The organism is Emticicia oligotrophica DSM 17448 (assembly GCF_000263195.1).
In the GTDB taxonomy this organism is placed as follows: domain Bacteria; phylum Bacteroidota; class Bacteroidia; order Cytophagales; family Spirosomataceae; genus Emticicia; species Emticicia oligotrophica.
In genome coordinates, this window is record NC_018745.1 from 16,042 (window position 1) to 34,141 (window position 18,100).

17 protein-coding genes are annotated in these 18,100 nt (G+C 31.0%); 4 read left to right on the forward strand and 13 right to left on the reverse strand.

Annotated features, from left to right (window positions below; all coding sequences use genetic code 11):
- The first annotated feature begins 6 nt into the window (after positions 1-6).
- The gene (locus tag EMTOL_RS21480; RefSeq protein WP_015026410.1) at positions 7-903 is read left to right on the forward strand and encodes a ParB N-terminal domain-containing protein; all 897 of its coding nucleotides are present in this window, start codon (positions 7-9) and stop codon (positions 901-903) included.
- A 225-nt stretch (positions 904-1,128) separates the two neighbouring features.
- Here the strand turns inward: EMTOL_RS21480 and EMTOL_RS21490 are convergent, their stop codons facing one another.
- Both EMTOL_RS21490 and EMTOL_RS21495 read right to left on the reverse strand, forming a co-directional pair.
- Entirely contained in the window at positions 1,129-2,295 is a 1,167-nt protein-coding gene (locus EMTOL_RS21490) for an ATP-binding protein (RefSeq protein ID WP_041694448.1), read from the reverse strand.
- Between the two features lie 754 nt (positions 2,296-3,049).
- The gene (locus tag EMTOL_RS21495; RefSeq protein ID WP_015026413.1) at positions 3,050-3,688 is read right to left on the reverse strand and encodes a LuxR C-terminal-related transcriptional regulator; all 639 of its coding nucleotides are present in this window, start codon (positions 3,686-3,688) and stop codon (positions 3,050-3,052) included.
- A gap of 576 nt (positions 3,689-4,264) precedes the next feature.
- Between EMTOL_RS21495 and EMTOL_RS21500 the strand changes: the two genes are divergently transcribed.
- Positions 4,265-5,653, forward strand: coding sequence for a hypothetical protein (locus tag EMTOL_RS21500; RefSeq protein ID WP_015026414.1), 1,389 nt, complete (start codon positions 4,265-4,267; stop codon positions 5,651-5,653).
- 253 nt (positions 5,654-5,906) lie between these two features.
- On the opposite strand, the gene EMTOL_RS22610 is transcribed toward EMTOL_RS21500, so the two are convergent.
- A complete protein-coding gene (locus tag EMTOL_RS22610) occupies positions 5,907-6,113 on the reverse strand; it encodes a hypothetical protein (RefSeq protein WP_305953332.1) in 207 nt (68 codons plus the stop codon).
- A gap of 127 nt (positions 6,114-6,240) precedes the next feature.
- On the opposite strand from EMTOL_RS22610, the gene EMTOL_RS22615 reads away from it, so the two are divergent.
- A complete protein-coding gene (locus EMTOL_RS22615; RefSeq protein ID WP_305953333.1) occupies positions 6,241-6,609 on the forward strand; it encodes a histidine kinase dimerization/phosphoacceptor domain-containing protein in 369 nt (122 codons plus the stop codon).
- Entirely contained in the window at positions 6,564-6,923 is a 360-nt protein-coding gene (locus tag EMTOL_RS21510) for a sensor histidine kinase (RefSeq protein ID WP_015026416.1), read from the forward strand. The genes EMTOL_RS22615 and EMTOL_RS21510 overlap by 46 nt, the downstream gene beginning before the upstream one ends.
- Before the next feature lie 61 nt (positions 6,924-6,984).
- Here EMTOL_RS21510 and EMTOL_RS21515 read toward each other — a convergent pair whose 3' ends face one another.
- The 10 genes from EMTOL_RS21515 to EMTOL_RS21560 all read right to left on the reverse strand — a co-directional run bounded on the left by EMTOL_RS21515 (position 6,985) and on the right by EMTOL_RS21560 (position 17,938).
- The gene (locus EMTOL_RS21515) at positions 6,985-8,952 is read right to left on the reverse strand and encodes an LTA synthase family protein (RefSeq protein WP_015026417.1); all 1,968 of its coding nucleotides are present in this window, start codon (positions 8,950-8,952) and stop codon (positions 6,985-6,987) included.
- 53 nt (positions 8,953-9,005) lie between these two features.
- Entirely contained in the window at positions 9,006-9,767 is a 762-nt protein-coding gene (locus EMTOL_RS21520) for a YaiO family outer membrane beta-barrel protein (protein WP_041694453.1), read from the reverse strand.
- Positions 9,768-9,829: 62 nt separating this feature from the next.
- On the reverse strand, positions 9,830-10,210 hold the full coding sequence (locus tag EMTOL_RS21525) for a tetratricopeptide repeat protein (protein ID WP_305953334.1): 381 nt from the start codon (positions 10,208-10,210) through the stop codon (positions 9,830-9,832).
- A gap of 7 nt (positions 10,211-10,217) precedes the next feature.
- Positions 10,218-11,633 carry a glycosyltransferase family 2 protein gene (locus EMTOL_RS21530; protein ID WP_015026418.1) on the reverse strand — a complete coding sequence of 472 codons (1,416 nt, stop codon included), beginning with the start codon at positions 11,631-11,633 and terminating at the stop codon, positions 10,218-10,220.
- A gap of 19 nt (positions 11,634-11,652) precedes the next feature.
- Positions 11,653-12,522 (reverse strand): hypothetical protein, encoded by an 870-nt coding sequence (locus EMTOL_RS21535; protein ID WP_305953335.1) that lies wholly within the window; start codon positions 12,520-12,522, stop codon positions 11,653-11,655.
- Between the two features lie 370 nt (positions 12,523-12,892).
- Complete coding sequence (locus tag EMTOL_RS21540) at positions 12,893-13,291, reverse strand: response regulator (RefSeq protein ID WP_015026420.1); 399 nt, start codon at positions 13,289-13,291, stop codon at positions 12,893-12,895.
- A 77-nt stretch (positions 13,292-13,368) separates the two neighbouring features.
- Positions 13,369-13,941, reverse strand: a complete 573-nt coding sequence (locus tag EMTOL_RS21545) for a hypothetical protein (protein ID WP_015026421.1) — start codon at positions 13,939-13,941, stop codon at positions 13,369-13,371.
- Between the two features lie 89 nt (positions 13,942-14,030).
- Positions 14,031-14,426 (reverse strand): helix-turn-helix transcriptional regulator, encoded by a 396-nt coding sequence (locus tag EMTOL_RS21550; protein WP_305953336.1) that lies wholly within the window; start codon positions 14,424-14,426, stop codon positions 14,031-14,033.
- Between the two features lie 47 nt (positions 14,427-14,473).
- Positions 14,474-16,924: a M4 family metallopeptidase gene (locus tag EMTOL_RS21555; RefSeq protein WP_015026422.1), complete on the reverse strand. Its 2,451-nt coding sequence runs from the start codon at positions 16,922-16,924 to the stop codon at positions 14,474-14,476.
- A 48-nt stretch (positions 16,925-16,972) separates the two neighbouring features.
- Positions 16,973-17,938 carry a hypothetical protein gene (locus tag EMTOL_RS21560; RefSeq protein ID WP_015026423.1) on the reverse strand — a complete coding sequence of 322 codons (966 nt, stop codon included), beginning with the start codon at positions 17,936-17,938 and terminating at the stop codon, positions 16,973-16,975.
- Positions 17,939-18,100: the final 162 nt, after the last annotated feature.

Consider the following 18,100-nt stretch of genomic DNA (forward strand, 5'->3'; position numbering starts at 1 on the left):
AATCCCATGGCAAAGAAATATCAGGGTTTTTTAGACTCTACCGAAAAAAAAATAATTAAAGACCAGAGTTTATTGAAATTTGAAGCAATAAAAAATGAGATTCTGATTTTACCAGAATTGAAAGCTCTGATTCCACCGCTGAATACAGAAGAGTTTCTGCAGTTAGAAGAAAATATAAAAAAGGATGGCTGTAGAGAAGCTATTTTGATTTGGGAAACTAAGAAAATAAAAATTGATTCTAACTCTCCTACCCCACATGATCCTGTCTATGTTTTGATAGACGGTCATAACCGATATGAAATTTGTACGAAGTTCGGAATTGACTATAAAATTCATGTTGTGAGTTATGAGAGCCTTGATCAGGTTAAGGATTTCATGATTGATAATCAGCTTGGTAGAAGAAATATTACCCCTGAACAAGCTTCTTATTTACGTGGTTTGAAGTACAATGCAGAGAAGAAAAATAGAGGACAATATAGTCGAGAAACGCAAAGTGGACAAAATGTCCACTTTGATGAAAAAGGCTCAAAAAAGACTGCACAGAAACTAGCAGAGCAGTATAATGTCAATGAAAAAACAATACGTAGAGATGCTGATTATGCTGATGGTATAGAGCAACTTCCTGCTGAATTAAAACAAGATATTTTAGCGGGTAAGTCGATTTTTAGTAAGGCTGAAATTATCGAACTTGGAAAAGTTAAAGATACACCTAAGGCTAATGATTTATTAAATGAATTGTTGATTAAGAGCTCTACTCAGAATCTTGAGAAGTCGGTTGAGAAGAAAACAGGTTCGCCTGTCAAAGAAAAAATTATTTCATTATTGAAGAACTTAGAAACTCAAGAAGATTGTGACGAAATCATCAAGCAGATTAAAATTATTAAGAAAAGAATGCAGGTATAGTAAACAGAAAAGGATACAAATCAAATTTTCAAGAAAGCGAAAATATTAAATATAACCATAATATCTCAAAATATATTTTAATAGAAAAGACTTCAAACGCATTAAAAATGTGCTTGAAGTCTTTTTTACTATTAGAGTTTTTTGTGGTGGAATCAAGTTCTTTTAAAGACTTTATTTTCCCCAATGCTATCTCAATTTGGCCTAAAGTCATCAATAGGTAATATGTTACAAATTTGGTAAAAAATCGAGTAAAAATCTGTTTAGAGACGTTACTGTAATATTTTTCTCAATTTTATAAGTTTCATTGGTTTTAGCTATTACAAAGCCTTGTTGTGCATTAGTATCTTCCATTGTGATTCTGAATCCTTTACCAATTTGTGGAGCGGAACTAAACTTTATTTCAATAGCAGCTTTTACTTTTCCATTATGTTCAATTATCAGATCACACTCTGCTCCTTGTTGTGTCCTGTAAAAATAGGCTTGTCCATTCATTAAAACATTTTGCATTGTTTCAATGATTTGTTCAATTACAAATCCTTCCCATGAGGCCCCTACTTGCGGGTCATCTAAAAGGTCATCTTGCGTCATTATATCTTTAAAAGCATGAAATATTCCACTGTCTCGTAAATAGATTTTAGGTGATTTAACCAATCGTTTTGGGATGTTTACAAAATATGGTTTAAGACGTCTAACCAAGAATGCACCTTCCATTAAATCTAAATAACGATTGATGGTTGGGTGTGTCAAGCCCATTGAACGACCTATACTTTCAGAATTCCATAAATTTCCATGAACACTGGCTAACATTCTCCAAAAACGTTCTATAGTTTGTGGCTCAGCACTTAGCCCTAGCAAGGCTAAATCTTTTTCAATGTAGGTTCTGATAAAGTTTTTTCGCCAAATCATACTCCCCCTTTCTGTACTAGCTAAATAAGAAAGTGGAAATCCGCCTCTGTGCCAAAGTTTAGTTTCATTTTCAGTATTAACTTCGTTTACTGTAAAAGGGGACAATTCTATATAACCGATTCTACCAGCTAACGAATCGGCACTTTTTTTTATTAAAGCGGGTGACGCTGAACCTAAAATGATAAATCTTCCAACACGTCTATCATTATCAATAATCCCTCTTAGTTCTGCCATTAATTGAGGCATTTGCTGAATTTCATCTAGAATTATTAATTTGTTTTGGTGGTTTTGTAGATATAATTCTGGGTTAGCTAATTTCTGACGGTCAACTGATGATTCCAAATCAAGGTAAAGAACTGGTTGAAGTTTAGCTAAACTTTTGGCTAAGGTTGTTTTTCCAACTTGACGTGGCCCGATGATACCTACAACCGGAAAAATTGTCAGATACTCATTCAGTAAAGGTGCTATATTTCGTATAATGTCCATGAAATATGTTAATTGCATTTTCAATTTTCATGGTAAATTTAAAAATTGTTTTTAAGTTTTACTACTAAAAAAAGAAAAAATTATTATAAATCCACGATGAATTGTATTAATCAGAATATTCAATATCACGGATAGGAGTGGGGCAATTTTTGATTGAATAGATTCCGCTAAAGAATAGCAATTTGCTGTAGAAATGTTCAAGTCTAGTAATGAAATCAAATGATACTTTACGCTGTAAATCATGTATATATGATAGAAGAAAAGATTTATGAAAAAGTTTTTAGGATTTCAATAAGATGCGGTAAATTTTAAGGAGGAAATTATTAGGATGCTTAATTATGGTAAAAGTGTATGAGAATTGTCAAAGAGATTTAAAAAAAAATAGCGTTAAAAATCAAAAACAAAAAAAGTGATGAGCACAGTAATTTTAGTTCGGAGCTAATTACAGCAAACGAACGGTAAAAAAAGAGACTGTTTAAATTACAAAAGGACGGGACATTTTAAACAAGCCTATCTTCAGCAAGTCCGCTAAGAGACGTCTATGCGTTAGTAAAATGCATAAAAAGGATTCATAGGGTTAATTTGATAATTGATTAAGACATTGCTCAATAATCAATATATTAGGTCCATACATTCATGTATCATTGTTTTGTGCAAAATCGGTTATAAGATTACTCTTTGTTAGGCACTATAGTGCATAGTATTTAATGATAGATATGAGATAAAAAAAAGGATGAGAGAAGTATAATTTCAATCAATTATTGATTTTTACAATGCCCATTTTAATGGCTTCTCGAGTTAAATCTACTACATTTTTTGCATCAAACTTTATAAGTAAATTACTTCGATGGAATTCAACGGTTTTAGTAGAAATAAATAATTTGTCTGCAATTTCATGACTAGTTTTTCCTAAAATGATAAGTTCTAAGACCTCTTTTTCACGGCTGGATAAAATAGGTAATCCCTTCATTTCTTCATGTTTGTATTGCTTAAGAAGAATTTTCTCTACATCTGGGGAGTAGAAAATATTTCCATTCATTATTTGTTCAATCCCTTCAAATAATACATCCTTTGTGTTATTTTTTGTAATAAATCCATTGGCTCCGGCCTTCATAGCTCTACCAATAATAAGGTCATCGAAGTGCATTGTAAAAAATAATACTTTTGGATTATGAAATTTGGTTTTTATGTATTTACAGTAATCAATGCCATTGATGGGAATAACAGAAACATCAAGTAAAACAACATCTATTCTATTGTTTTCAAAAATTTCGTCTAGGCCTTCCGTTTTTGAGTAAAACCCGATAAAGTTAAAATTTTGATTTAATGATAGTAAATTGGTGATACCTTCTCCAAAAATGATATGGTCATCAATTAGGATAATATTTATCATAATGTTTATCTACTTTTCAATATTAATTGTGTGAAAGATTAGAAAATGGATACAAATCTTATAAAATAAAATCAATGAAGAACAAGTAGAAGTGTTAAATGAGTAAATTCAGGGGTTTTCCCTAGCTATTTTTTGAATAATTATCCTAAAGATTTATTTTCTTCTTATTAATAACGGATAAATCTTATCAAATAATAAATAGGTAATTGTTTATGTTAGCAATGAAATAAGGACTTAAAAGTTATGTTATTAATAAATTATAATAAAATCTTCATTAAAATAATTTAAAAGGTACTTTGAGGTATTGGATAAATTTTACGTATATCAGTATTTATTTTAAATTCTGAAAGGTTTTTGAAGCTGGGATCATAGAAAAAAATTATATATTCGTCTTTGATAATTGTTTCAGTTTTATTGGCTGCGATTTTCTCAAATAAGTCACATGTTGGTTAATCTTGAAACGATTAAGGGTAGATGATGCCTTACATCATACATGCCTTTTCGAAATATAAAAATTGCTGTGATAATTTAAGAAAGATAAAGCGAATTGGCTTCTTTCTTTTAAAGAAATTTACCATGACTTTTAACCCACACTTACCTGATTACGAAACATTTAGGCGTATTGCCGATGGGATGAACATCTTAATGTCTATATATTCTTTTTTAAGTTACTTTAAAAATAAAAACCTTGCATTTTTACTGTATAGCATAACTTTACTCTCTGGCTTAATAGAATATTATATAATAGACCAGTTTCATTTAGCAGGTAAATCCGAGATAATTACTTCTTCATTTGCTCCTGAAATGACCTGCTTTAATGTCTTTTTGTATTGTATATTTATAATAAAAACTTTTGACGGACACAGTCAAGATAAACTTCTTTTCAAAAGAATATATTTCATTATATTAATTCTAATTTTTACAATACTGATTAATCTCATTCTTAAAACTAATAAACTCGAAAATTTGTCACTATGGGTCTATGGAATTACTATTTTGATTTGTACTATCTTACTTGGAGTGGTTTATAAGATGCTCTACAAGTTGACGTTCTCTTTCATGAAATATTACTTTATTGGCTCTATTTTTATAGTATTTGGATGGATCTTAAAATCTTTATTTCAAACTTATCCAGTTGTTTTTTCATCAATAATTACTTTCGAACGCAATAATCCATTTACATTTCCAAATACTTATGGTCAATTAGGAGCCATATTTGAGTCAATTTTTATATTTATTGCAATTTCGGAGTCACATAAATTATTAGAGTTATCAAAAATAGACTTGAAGAAAAAAATAATACTCAGTATCGAAGAGAGAAATAAAGATGATAAAATTATTATTGAAATTAAACAAAAGATTTTAGTGACAGTTATTACTACTTTTAGTCATAATCTGAAACAGTTATTGTCGAGTGTCGAACAAATATTACAAGCGTTAAGCATAGGAGATAATTTGAAAGCTACTCCCCTTTTGGGCTCAGTTAATAATTTATCGTCTGAATCTATTCAAATTATTCGAAGTATTGTTAGAGAATTTAGTGAACAAAATGAGTTAATTTTAAATAAATCAATAGAAAGTAAGGCACTTGAAATTTCAAAATATCACCTATCACAAAAACAAATTACTTTTTCTTTGTATGTAAATGAGGCTGAATTTTGGCAAAAGATTGATAATGACTTTGAGGAACACATACTTTTGTTTTATGAAAATATTCTAAAAGTATTTATCAAATACAAAGATTTTTTACATATAATAATAACCCTATCAATAGGCAATAATAATGATTTATTTTTAATCATACAAGATGATGGTCAAAAGCTTAAGGCAAAAAAGCGAATGATTGATGAGTTAAACTTAATAAAACCAGAATTGAGGCGATGGCGAGGTGAGATTTACTATTCAATTGAAGATAATGAAGAATCCACGGTTAGGGTTCATTTTACTGCTACAGCTAATAATTAATGAATTACACAGCATTATATCTTATACAATCGGGGTTTCTCCTGATGATGCTTCTTTATTGCCTCGTTAGCTATATTGTTTATCAAAATAGGTTATATGTCTATATACTGGTACATGCTACCACACTTTTACTGACCTATTATGTAATAGATAATCAATATTTAGTTGAAGTATTTTCATTTTTTTTTATATTTATATACATCAGTTCAATTCTATATTACTTCAATCATTATACTACTTTACAGATTAATTATCAACCTGCCCAATTAGCACAAGTTTTAGCTGGATTGGGTACTTTATTATTCTTAATAAGTTTCCAGTATCGTATGGCACCAATGTTTGGAATTTTTATACGGGGTTTGATTGTAGTTACTTTGGGTACTTTTTTTGTAAGCCTAGGTCGATTAATCGATAAAATAGATTCGGTGTTGATAGGGTTACTGTTATGTATTTTTGCCATTTGTTTCTATAGTTTTATGATTTTGTATAACCCATCAGCTTTATACAAAAAAGAATGGGGAGATATTGTATTTAAAACAATTTCCATTTTTCAAATTGTATTTTTAATGAACGCTCTCTTGAAGACAATGTATTCATTTAATGTTGAAAAAGAAGAATTAGAAAAAAAGTTTTTTCAACAAATGCAAGATAACTTTTTGTCGCATCTCAGAGTAAAACAAATTAATGAAGAAATTAATAGTAATCTGCATGATGATGTTGGCTCTCAGCTAAGTGTAATCATTTCATTAAATCAATTAGCATTGTATTGGCTTGAAAGAGATCCTGACAAGGCAAAAGACATCATGAATGATGTAAAAGAAACTATTAAAACGATTCCAAACAAAATTGAAAACATTATCATTAATAATATCGCCGATAACAACGGAAAAAAACACTCTACTTTAGGGAGATGGCAGCCATTTTATTTGCTCCAGTACAACTTAAATACAACTTGAACATTATAAATGAAAGTATGTGGAATAATGTTAATGAAGTTATCCAAAAACATGTTTTTTTAATTTATAAAGAAATTTTGGTTAATATTATAAGACATGCTAAAGCATCTTTTGTATTGATTGATATTGAGATCCAGAAAAATAGAATAACTTTATTAATAAAAGATAACGGGGTAGGCTTTGATACAACCGAAAAAAAGAAAGGTTATGGCTTGCACAGCATAAGAAGAAGAGTAGAACGACTACAAGGGAGTATTTCAATTATTTCATCTAAAAATAGGGGTTGTAACATAAGTATTTTAATTGATTTGTAGAGTTAAAACAATCTTACATACACTCATTCATAGAAAACCTCAAATGGATTTCTGTGAAAACTTAGGGTATTAAGTTTCCAGTTTTTCTCATTTTTTGATTATAATACTTAAATAATTTCATTTCATTTTCCAAACGGTTAAGTATAGTTGGATCATTAATTTTCTCCAAATCCATTTGAGCATTAATTTTAAAAAGATTATCCTCATTGAGCCAGTAACTACCCGATATATAATCTACTAATTGCAATTTAGTCATCATTAAAGGATAAGAATGGATATTTCTAAATTGTTTGGTAGTATCAATTCCGATACCTATCCAATGTGTAAATGTAGGTCTTTTAATTTTATAATTTTTTGCTAAAAATGCCATTATTGTAGGTGCAACATCAAAATGAGTTGAAATAGCTTCGAAGCTGGCATTTTTTTTAAGCATTGGAGAAAAAATAATCAAAGGAACATGATAGCGATCTAACTTTGTAGCAAGTGGAATCTCCGGCAGCCGGTGGTCACCTGTAATGATAAAGATGGTATTTTTATAATCGGGACGCTTGCTAAACTCATGCATAAAATATTTTATTGCGTCATCAACATACAAGATAGTTGCTAGAATTTGCTCATATTCATTGATGATTTTTTTTTGAGAAACTCCAAGTTGTAGCCTTTTAAGATGATTTTGAAAAATCAACTTGTATTTTTCTTGCTCTTTCAAAATGAAGGGGCTGTGTGAGCTAAGTGTTTGTAAAATGTCTAATCTAGGATTGCCATAAGAAGTAGGCTCTTGTAAATATCTATGAAATAGATCATAATCATCATAGCCCCACGTGAATCCATTAGTTGAAGGCATTTTTACGTAGCTGTTCCCAAAACTTGTTTCATCTATAATTTTTTCTACACTATTTTGTTTTAAAAAAGGAAATGTATTATCAAAATGGCTATTCCCGCCGTAATAATAATAAGTTTTATAGCCTTGTTTTTGTAAAAGACTTATAAGTGTATGATGTTTTGGCATAGGGTCTAAATCGCTGAACCCTGTTTTTCCAAAAGGCAATGAACCTAAAAGAGATGGCAAAACTGCAAACGTACGTCCGCTTGTACTTAGAAAGTTATTCCAATATAAACTTTGCTTTGCTAGTGAGTCTAAAAACGGAGTAAAACTTCCCATGTAAGCTTTCGGGCCCGAAAATGCTCTACCTAAACCTTCGACTACAATAAATACTATATTGGGTCTTGATGGGAATTTATTCATTCTTGTTCCCAAAACATCTGGGCTTTCGTCATTGTGATAAAAAGGATATGAGTTTTTAGGAACACCAGAAAAATTATATTTTTCTGATGTTTGAAGTAAATAAGGATCGTTGGCGGTGTCTGTCCAAATACTTTCGAAAAGTGATGAAAAAAAGTAAACTCCCTTATTTTGGCAAAAATTTTGGACGTATTCGTTTGGGAAAGTAGTTTTCGGTGAAGATATGGTTAATGATAAAAATATACAAAAAATAACTAAGCGTAACACCCATTCTGCTGCAATTTTCCAAAAAATCTGCAATTTTAAAATCAAAATTAACACAACTAAATAACTAATCATTTCTATAGTTGTTGTTTTAGACATTTGGGTTGTGCCAAGAGTTTGTTGTAGGTCTTTCCAAGAATAGGCAAAAGCGTCGTTTCTCAAAGGAACTGATGTAGTATGAAAATAGAGGGATAAAATACAAAGGATAGAAAAGAAATACACAAAAGTCCATAAACAAATAATTTTGACTTTTTTTTGAGAAATAAACATTATTAAAAAGACTAAAAAGGCAATAAAAGGAATAGACTTTAAGAAAAAATATGAGTCTTCAACGAATGCTGCCAATAATACATGGCGGTACTCAGAAATAGGTATAAATACTGGGAAATTCAAGATTATTTCTATAATACGTAGTACTAATATGGTTATTCCCCAGGAAATAATATAACGGCCTGAAAGTTCGAAAACCAAGGAGGAATGTATCGCATTAGGCAAGGGTTTATAAAGTATTTTGGTTTTCATGTCTGAATATCTTTTTTTCTAATTGATCAGATAAGCTCTTTAAATATTTTATGCTAAAACAACACAGAATATGAAACTTCAAGTGTAGCTTGGATGCCACTGTATTGAGCTTGTTTTATGATTGAAAAATTAGTTTTGAGAATGTGTATATTATGGATGTTTTTGGAAAAAAGAATCCCAGCATTTGATGAATCAACATGTGCTGAATTGAACAGATAAAGGTCGCTGATTGTATAAAAACCTTTACCAACATAGCATGAAAAATAATCATTGCTTTTGGCAAAATAATAATTTGTGGTTAAGCGAAAACTTGGTGAGAGAGAATGACTATTTGGAACAAGGTAAGTTCTTAGATTAAAAAAGTAATTTCCCATATATTTACCCAAGGCAGCAGTGTATATCCAAACTTTACTCTGAAATCTGAGTAATCTAAAGCCGGCTTCTATTTCATAACCTTTTAGTAAATTGGCATATAGACTAGTTCCTAATCGATAATTAGGGAATACTGGATATTGTTTGCTCAAACCCCAATTAATGTAACCATTTAGTCCCTTTTTGATTTGTGGATAGGCTTCGATTTCTATTTGATTGCCTGTATTACCAAATCGTGTTGCATTTTGCCACCTAATTAGAAAGGTGCCGTAATTGGTCGTATGGCTGTATGTGAGTGTACGTATATGCCATGGTTGTTGATTCGAAGTCTCTTGATATCTTTTATGAAAATGCCAATAATCATAACTAAAAGAGAGTTTACTTTTGAATAAGTTCGTGTCTATTTTAGCTCTTAAAAACTTAGTTTCTGGTGAAATTGACAATCCTTTTATCAGTAGCTTCGCTTCCAGATACTTGTTTAGTTTAATTAATATTTTGATTTTTTTTAATAAAAAAAATCATTCTTGGGATAAAAAACTAAAAATTGTTCACACAATTGTAGGGCTTCAGTGTAGTTATTATGCCAATACTCAAGGTCAATATAAGCCTTTGCAACTTCAATGTTTAGAGAATCGTGCTGGAGCAGTTTTATAAATTGTATTCGTGCTAACGATACGCTATCTACCCAAGTGTAAACACGCCCTAAAAAAAGCTCTACTTCGAAGCTGTTTTTTTCTATTGCTTTACATAACTCTATTGCTTTTCGATAGTCTTTTTTCTCAAATGCCTCTTGTCGTGCAAGTGTAAAAAGGCTATCTACATTTTGGGCGTTTGCCCAATTGAAGTTCATAAAAATGAATAATAATATAAATGTCTTTTTTTTCATGGCTTGTTTATTTCTTATTTTCAAAACCTTTTCTTTGCATATCGCCCCAAGTATTTTTTTGACTCATTAACTGTGCGTAATTGCCTTCAATAGAAAACCAAGTAATCAATGGGTGATAAACAAAAGGTTCAATGAGAGCACAACCAATGAGTTTAACTAAATCTTTTAATTGATATTGATGGAATATTTGCTCTTCAATGTAAAGTGCCCACAGTGAAAACATCCAAGAATATACACATACACAAGCCAATAATGATAAAAAATACATCCAATTAATAACTCCAAACAACAAAAGGAAAGGGAATAATAATATTCCGAAAAATTCAATAATTGAAGCCGCCCATTCGAATATTACCCAAAACGTAAAGCTGATTGTACCTATGAAACTATATTCTGGATTGAGGAACATGATTTTATGAGCTTTTAATGACTGTATCATACCACGTGTCCAACGTTTACGTTGTTTTCCCAGTAATTGAATTGATTCTGGCGTTTCTGTCCAACACAATAAATCTGGAGAATATACGACTGTATAAAGACTGCCAGTTTCTTCCATATATCGTCTCATTCTTATCACAAGTTCCATATCTTCACCTATAGTGTTGGTGCTGTAACCGCCAGCTTTTATAAGTATCTCTTTATCAAAAAGTCCAAAAGCTCCCGAAATAATCAATAAACCATTAAGCTTAGACCACGCCAATCTGCCCAACAAGAATGAGCGACTATATTCTAATACTTGCATCTTTGCCAAAAGACCCTTGGGTAGATTAACTTCCGTTATTTTTCCAAATTGAAACTTACATGAATTAGCAACTCTTATTACCCCACCAGCAGCAATTACTTTTCTATCGGTTTCTTCCATAAATAACTTACTCATTTTGAGCAGTGAATCTTGTTCGAGAATACAATCAACATCGATACAACAAACAATTTCGTACTGAGCCAAATTAATACCTGCATTCAGAGCATCAGATTTTCCACCATTTTCTTTGTCAATAACAGTTAGTTTACTAAATATTTTGCTTTTTGACTGATATACATTTTTTATTGGTTGGGTTTGAAATTTACCCAGTAGTGGTGTATAAGGAATACGTTCCAATTCATAGGCTTTAATTAGTTTTTCAAGAGAGTCATCTTTACTTCCATCATTAATAATAATGATTTCATATTTTAGGTAGTGCAGTGACAACAACGACCGGACATTTTCTACAATTGTAAGACCCTCGTTGTAAGCAGGTGCAATAATAGATATACTCGGTGCTAATTCAGAACTCAAAATATCTTCATAAGCTGCATAAATATTTTTAGCTTTATAATATTTAGCCATTTTTGTAGCAATGGTAGCGATTGCTACATAGAGTATCGAAAGGGCAATAAAGATGATGGTAAAAACTATATATACCCACTGAATTATTGTTTCCATAAAACTCTAGTTAGATTTATTATTTACTTTCTTCCATTACCTGTAAAATCATAGCCTGTTGATTACTGAAATATAGGCCAGCAAAATTGAAGAATCTGGAATCATCATTAAAGACTTTTTTAATGACTCTCAATCCTAAAAGAAATAATTCATCATCGGTCCATAAATAATTATCATATAGAAAATCACGTAAAAAAATAATATCTTTCAGTGTTCCAAACTCTTCAAAAAAATATAGAATGGATAATTGTACTTCCTTATTATTGGTTGTAGAAAGTGCTTTTATCTGGTCAGTGAAAGTAGGAATCTTTAAGTATATTAAAACTTCGATAGCTGCTTGTATGCGTAAAGGGTGTTCATTGATAGATAAAAGTCCAACTATTTTGTTTATTAGATGTGTTTGATTAAAAATGGCAGTTAGCCTAATTGCAAAACATGCTACACTTATGTTGGCTAAGTAGAACCATTGTGAAAAGTCAGGCAACTTTACATTTACTCTTTCCTTCAAAATCTTAATTATTTGCATTTGTTGCCAATCAGAAATTGGGTATTCTAATATTTCCAATAAAGTTAATCCCTCTGTCCCTTTTAATTTAAGCATTGCAAAGAAGGCTTCTATACGTACTAGATGGTGTGGATTATTGACCAATAACTCTATTTCAGAAATGTATGTTTGGTCATCCATACCTACTAATTCTTTGATACCTTCGATCTGAATTGCCCAATTTTTATCATTTAATTTTTTTGCAGATACCTGGCTTAATGAAAGTTCTTTGTACAGATATTCTAATCTTAAGGTTGGTAAATCATTTAGCGTTTGTTTAATTTTAAATAAAATTTCAATTATTGTTTGGTTATGTTCCTTTGATTTTTTTATGATGCTTTTCAAAGTATCTACCGAATACAAACTGTAGTTCCTAAAAAGAAAATTAGTAATGTGAAATCTAATTTCTTCAACACTTAGAGTTTTTGTTTTATTCTGTTTAAACCTTTTATGATGTGCTAAAAATATTACTATTAAAAAAGAGGTGAAACTTAAAAAAAACAAAAAGTTAGTGCCCAAACTATTTCAATGGGTAAAGGTTCTTGAATGGAACCACGAAATAAAAATTGAGTATCCATGGCAATTATTAATAAAGATTTGGAAGATAATCGTATGATTCCACCGTTAATTAATTTAGGAAGAAAAACAAACCTATTTTCATCTTAAATTCAAACCCATCTTGAAATTTATCATATCACATTTCTGGTAGCTAATTCTACGAAAAAGTCAAGTTTTGATTTATTAATAGGGCTTTTTGAGTTTTTACTTGTAGTGCTTCAATTGAAAATGGTCTTACTAAATAGTCGCATTTAGGATCAGATTGCGGAATTTGTGACAGTAGTCTATTTTCTGTAAATGATAATAAAATAAATGGAGTATTTTTTAAGAGTTGATGTCGTAAAGTGTTTAAAAGTTCAACTCCTCCGTAGAATGAAAGTATCATATTACAAATAATTAAATCATAATCATGGTCTTTGATTTGCTGGCAAAAATCGTAACCTTCCGAAATGTGATGTACTTCATACTTATCTTTTAAAGATGCTATCAACAATTGAGCAATCATAATATCGCTTTCTACGATTAATATAGTGGGTTGTGGATTTTCGTTTTTCATGATCAATTTCAGTTTAAATAGTAAGTTTTTATGAATGATAAGTGAAATTCAAGTAATGTTCTTACTGTCCTTAAAGGCTAGTTTAGGTTATTATCCGAAATGACTGGGAGTAATTTATGAAAAATATGCATAAATAAAATATGCGACTCTTTCCCTAAATTTAGATGATTATGGGTCAATTGTTGCCAAAAGATTTTAGTCTCATTTTTTAGTTCAAAAAATATTGGTGTACTTCGTTTGAGCTTCGTTTTTATATATTCATATTGTTGCAAACTAATGTATTTTAAGAGCATTTCTTGAGCTAAAGCAAGAACTACAACAGATTCATTTAAGCGAGGGTGTACATTAATAATATGTTCTTCATCGTTCCAGGATGCCCAAATACCACTTGATGAAACGACCAAGCGAAAGTATTGATTATCAATTTCTGGTGAAAAAATCCATTTAAAAGTACGCCTTTTTAACTTTGATTTTAAAGCAAGTAAATAGCAATTTTTATGGAGTGGTATTAGGTATCCTATTCCTTGAAGATTATTACTTGAAAAATTAATTACACCTTCACTCTCGTATTTACTACAACTCGTTTGAAACCGATAAGATAGGATTGTTAAAGCCCCAGTTATTGAATTGATACACGCTGCTGTTTCCATTTTATGTGTTTTTGGGGATAGTAAATAGTTCTTTTGCTGTAGAAATTAATGTAATACATAATATTTTGGTGCTTTGGCCAAGTAAAATATTAAATGGATGTAATATTTAGTACTCCCATTTGGTTGGCCTCTTTCGCTAAATCGACTATATTTTTGGCATTAAATTTTATATACAAATTCCCTTGATGGAATTCTACAGTTTTATACGGAATACCTAATTGTGAAGAAATTTCATAATAGGTACGACCTTCTAATACCAAGCATAATATTTTTTTCTCTAGAACCGAAAGTATAGGTAGGTTCTTTAGTTCTTTGTGTAAAAATCTTTCTTGTAATACTTTTACCACCTCTAGAGAAAAGTATTCCGATCCCGCTACTACACCGTCTATTCCCTCAGATAATACCTCTCCAGTATTATTTTTAGTAATAGGGCTATCATCGCCTGCCTTTAATTCCTTGCCAATAATTGGTTCGTCGTTATGCACAGTAAAATAGACTTTTATATCTTGAAACTTTTTAAACGAATAGCAATTCACTTAGCCACGATTAACTTTTGGCTAATAATTTTCCCATTCATTTGTAATACAATAAGATTTATACCATTTTCAAGCTTATCTACAGGTATTGAAAATTGGTAATTCCCCGCTTCTTGGTTCAGATTCTTCATTACTTCAATTGGTATCCCTTTTGGTGGTTGGATAAATAGGTTTATACCAGTAGTACTATTGGGCAAGTCTAAGTTAATATTTACAACGTCTGAACTTGGATTTGGGTAAATGTGCATACTTGCATCTGTCGAATTTTCAACTGTTTTTTCGGAGTCAATAGTTGAGTAACTTGAAGTTTCATTAAAGATTGAAACAGCTTCACTGAGGGTACTACTGGGGAGAGATGTACATATTTGTGCTTTAAATGTACTACCATAAGGAATATAAAGCCCCCCTGAAGAACCATCAACTCTTTTTTGTGACTCAAATATAATTACTTTTCCAGCTTCCAATACTAGAGTTGATTTAGGTGCAACACTTACGTTTCCAGCATAAAAATCATCTAGAAATTGGAAATTACAGTTTGACAAAAATGATGTTGATGATGAGTTTGAAATTATTGAAGAAACAGAGAATACACTAGATCTATAAACCTTATCGGCGGTCATCGCAAAACCACATACTTTTTGATAATTGGGAATCGAACAATCACTTGCGTAATAATTCTGTTGAAGGTTAGAAAGTGAATTTGATATTCCAACTGCTAAAAAAGAGATGAATGTATTTTCATACTGTAGAGACTTTTCTCCAAATAATTCTGTGGCTGCTTTTAAAGCACCAATTCTAAAATCAAAGAATTGGCTACTGGGTGATAGGTAAAGTGTTTCTGTACGATAGACAATTTTTGCAGCGTCAATCATACCTATACCTTTTACTTGAAAAGAAGTGCCCAAATCGTTAGTTCCGCTCCCACCTTGGCTCAGTAAATAAAACCAATAGTTAATAACACTACTATTTAAATGAACCCCTCCGTTGTCATAATTACTCTCCCAAGACCAGTTTTTTCCAAGATAAGTCTTTGGCATATTTCTAGTGTAGGGGTCGCTCATATCCCTAAATCCCTTTTTGGCGTTTAAATCAAAATCTTCGCCAATCAACCAAGTTTTTTTAGTAGGATAATAGGCGTTCTCTATTATTGCCCCCCAGATATCGCTCAAAGCCTCATTTAATGCACCTGACTCTTGTTCATATTCTAAATTTGCTGTGTACTGACAAAAACCATGTGCTAATTCATGTGCCACTACATCTTGTGAAGTTAGTGGGTCGAAGTTAATCCCATCTCCATCGCCATAAAACATTTCATTTCCTGTCCAAAAAGCATTTACATATTTTCCGTTTATTCCTAAATAATGTACATAACTTTTTAATTTGAAACCGTCTCCATCGATACTATTTCTTGCAAAATTGCTTTTAAAATAGTCATAAAAATTTTGGGTTCCTCTATGAACATCTAGTGCAGCATTATCTTTGTTGGTATTATCGTACTCTGACCAGATATTATCAATATCTGTAAAATCCTGAGCGTTATTTATATTATAGCTGAAATCCGCGTTATTTAACTTTCCTACGTTAAGGGTTTCAATACCTTTCCCCCGTGTATAATCACGTAAGCGATATGTTCCGTTTTCATAATCTGTAAGCCCGGAAACTGAACCGTTGAATCGAGTAAAAAAATTTCCAAGAGCGGCTAATGAAGTTTTTAGTGGTTCTTCATTTTTCTTTTGATTATATATTTTATTAAAATTTGAGCTGTAGGTATGTTTATGAAAGCAATGTTTCAAAATAGGATTACACTTTAAAACTTGCCCATTATAAGCATCAACAAAAACATATTCTCTGAATAATGGTTTTAAAGCAAAAATATCGAATTTGTAAGCTAATTTTGGTTGGCCGCCTATTTCTATAAATACAATTTCTCCTTTGGGTACATTTATGCTTTTTTTATCGTATGATTGAGCACTTTGAGAATTCCAAATATAAACTTCAGCTGCTCGATATGATAATGCATTTTTTAAGGCTTGAGCTTCGGTAATGTTAGGAACAACGGAGATATTCTTAATAGGTGTAAAATGCCCATTCATGGCTATTAAGATATTCTCATTAGAATGAACGGTATAAACACTATTCTCAACCTTAATTCCATTATAATATTGTTGGTATTTTCGATGCGAATAGCCCAGTTGGTCTGGTAGTACAGCAAGTTCTCGGAATTCATCTTGACTAGTTACTGGTAAAAAACGTTTTAGAGCTTCTAAATTAGTAACAGGGTTTGATGTTGCGTCTATTACTTTAGCCGTTGAATATTTTTCAAACTCAATAAAGGTGGGTGTTCCATTACTATCTGTTAGTTTAACAATCGGATTTTGGGCTATATTTTTTGTTAGGACCCACAAAATAATGCAGCAAGTAATGGTACTTATTTTAAGTGTTTTCATGAGTTTTAGTATTAAAGTTTTACTATAGAAAAAATCAATTCTTCATTCTCATTGCTTCTTTTTTTGGGTATTCTCTATTCGTCGGAGGCGTTTGTTTAGTTTTCCAATTTCTTCATTTTGCTTAATGATATACAAGGTGAGCTCTTCTATTTTTTGAAGTTGAACTACCAAATTTTCAGCTAAATTGATACCATGTTTAGAAATTTCTTTCGCAGACAATACGTTTGGTAAGTGCTTGTTAAGTTCAATATATTTTCTTACTTCACTTAGGCTCATAAGTTTGTAATCTTTTTCAAAAACAAAATCAGCCCAATTTGTAGAATTTTTGGGAGTGACCACAAATTTCTCTGTTAGAATCCCCTCTTCTACATATAGTTTATAGCCTTTAGGTGCTGTTGTTATTCCTGTGCCAATAATTACACCACCTTTATTAGGATTAATGATATTATCTACGCCCACTGTAGCAATGGGCCACGAATTTATATTTAATCCATTCGTATTTCCTCCAGTACTAGGATTCTCAGTTAAACAATTTACGCCTATGTATCGGCAAATATTTGAACCATTTTTTCCTTTTACATAAGCTATATCATTATTTTTCCATTGCATCGCACTTTCTCCAAAACTTGTATTTTTGCTATAAATTAAGATTGATGTTGATGTAATTTGTAATTCAAATACTTGATTTTCTACTTCATCAAATGCTGCCTTTACTTTGATTTTGTTTGTAGAAGACTCTCTAGTCAAAAACTTACCATCATAAGTTTTGATTGTGTAGAATGAGGTATTTGGAGCAGGGGCGGTGCTAATTTTAAACAGACTGGTTTTTTCATCTGGGGTGCTTTCACGGCCATAGATGTAATTGGCATCAAGTGCTGTATTGTAGTCAAGCTTAGTAAGACCGAGCATAAGCTTGTAGCAATTGTCAGATATAATCTGGGCATTGGCACTATTATATATGGCCAAAAATGAAAAGTATAAAATAAATTTCAGTAATGAGAAAATGGTATTCATGGCTATAAAGTGTTAAGTTAGTAAACTCAAACAGGTATGTGCATAATAAACCAATAGTAGTACGGCTTTAAATCAGTTTTCGTTTGAAAAAGTCATCTTTATAGACTACCGTTAAATGGTAAGTTTGGTCTGATGTAGCTAAATTCTATTGGAAATGAAAAG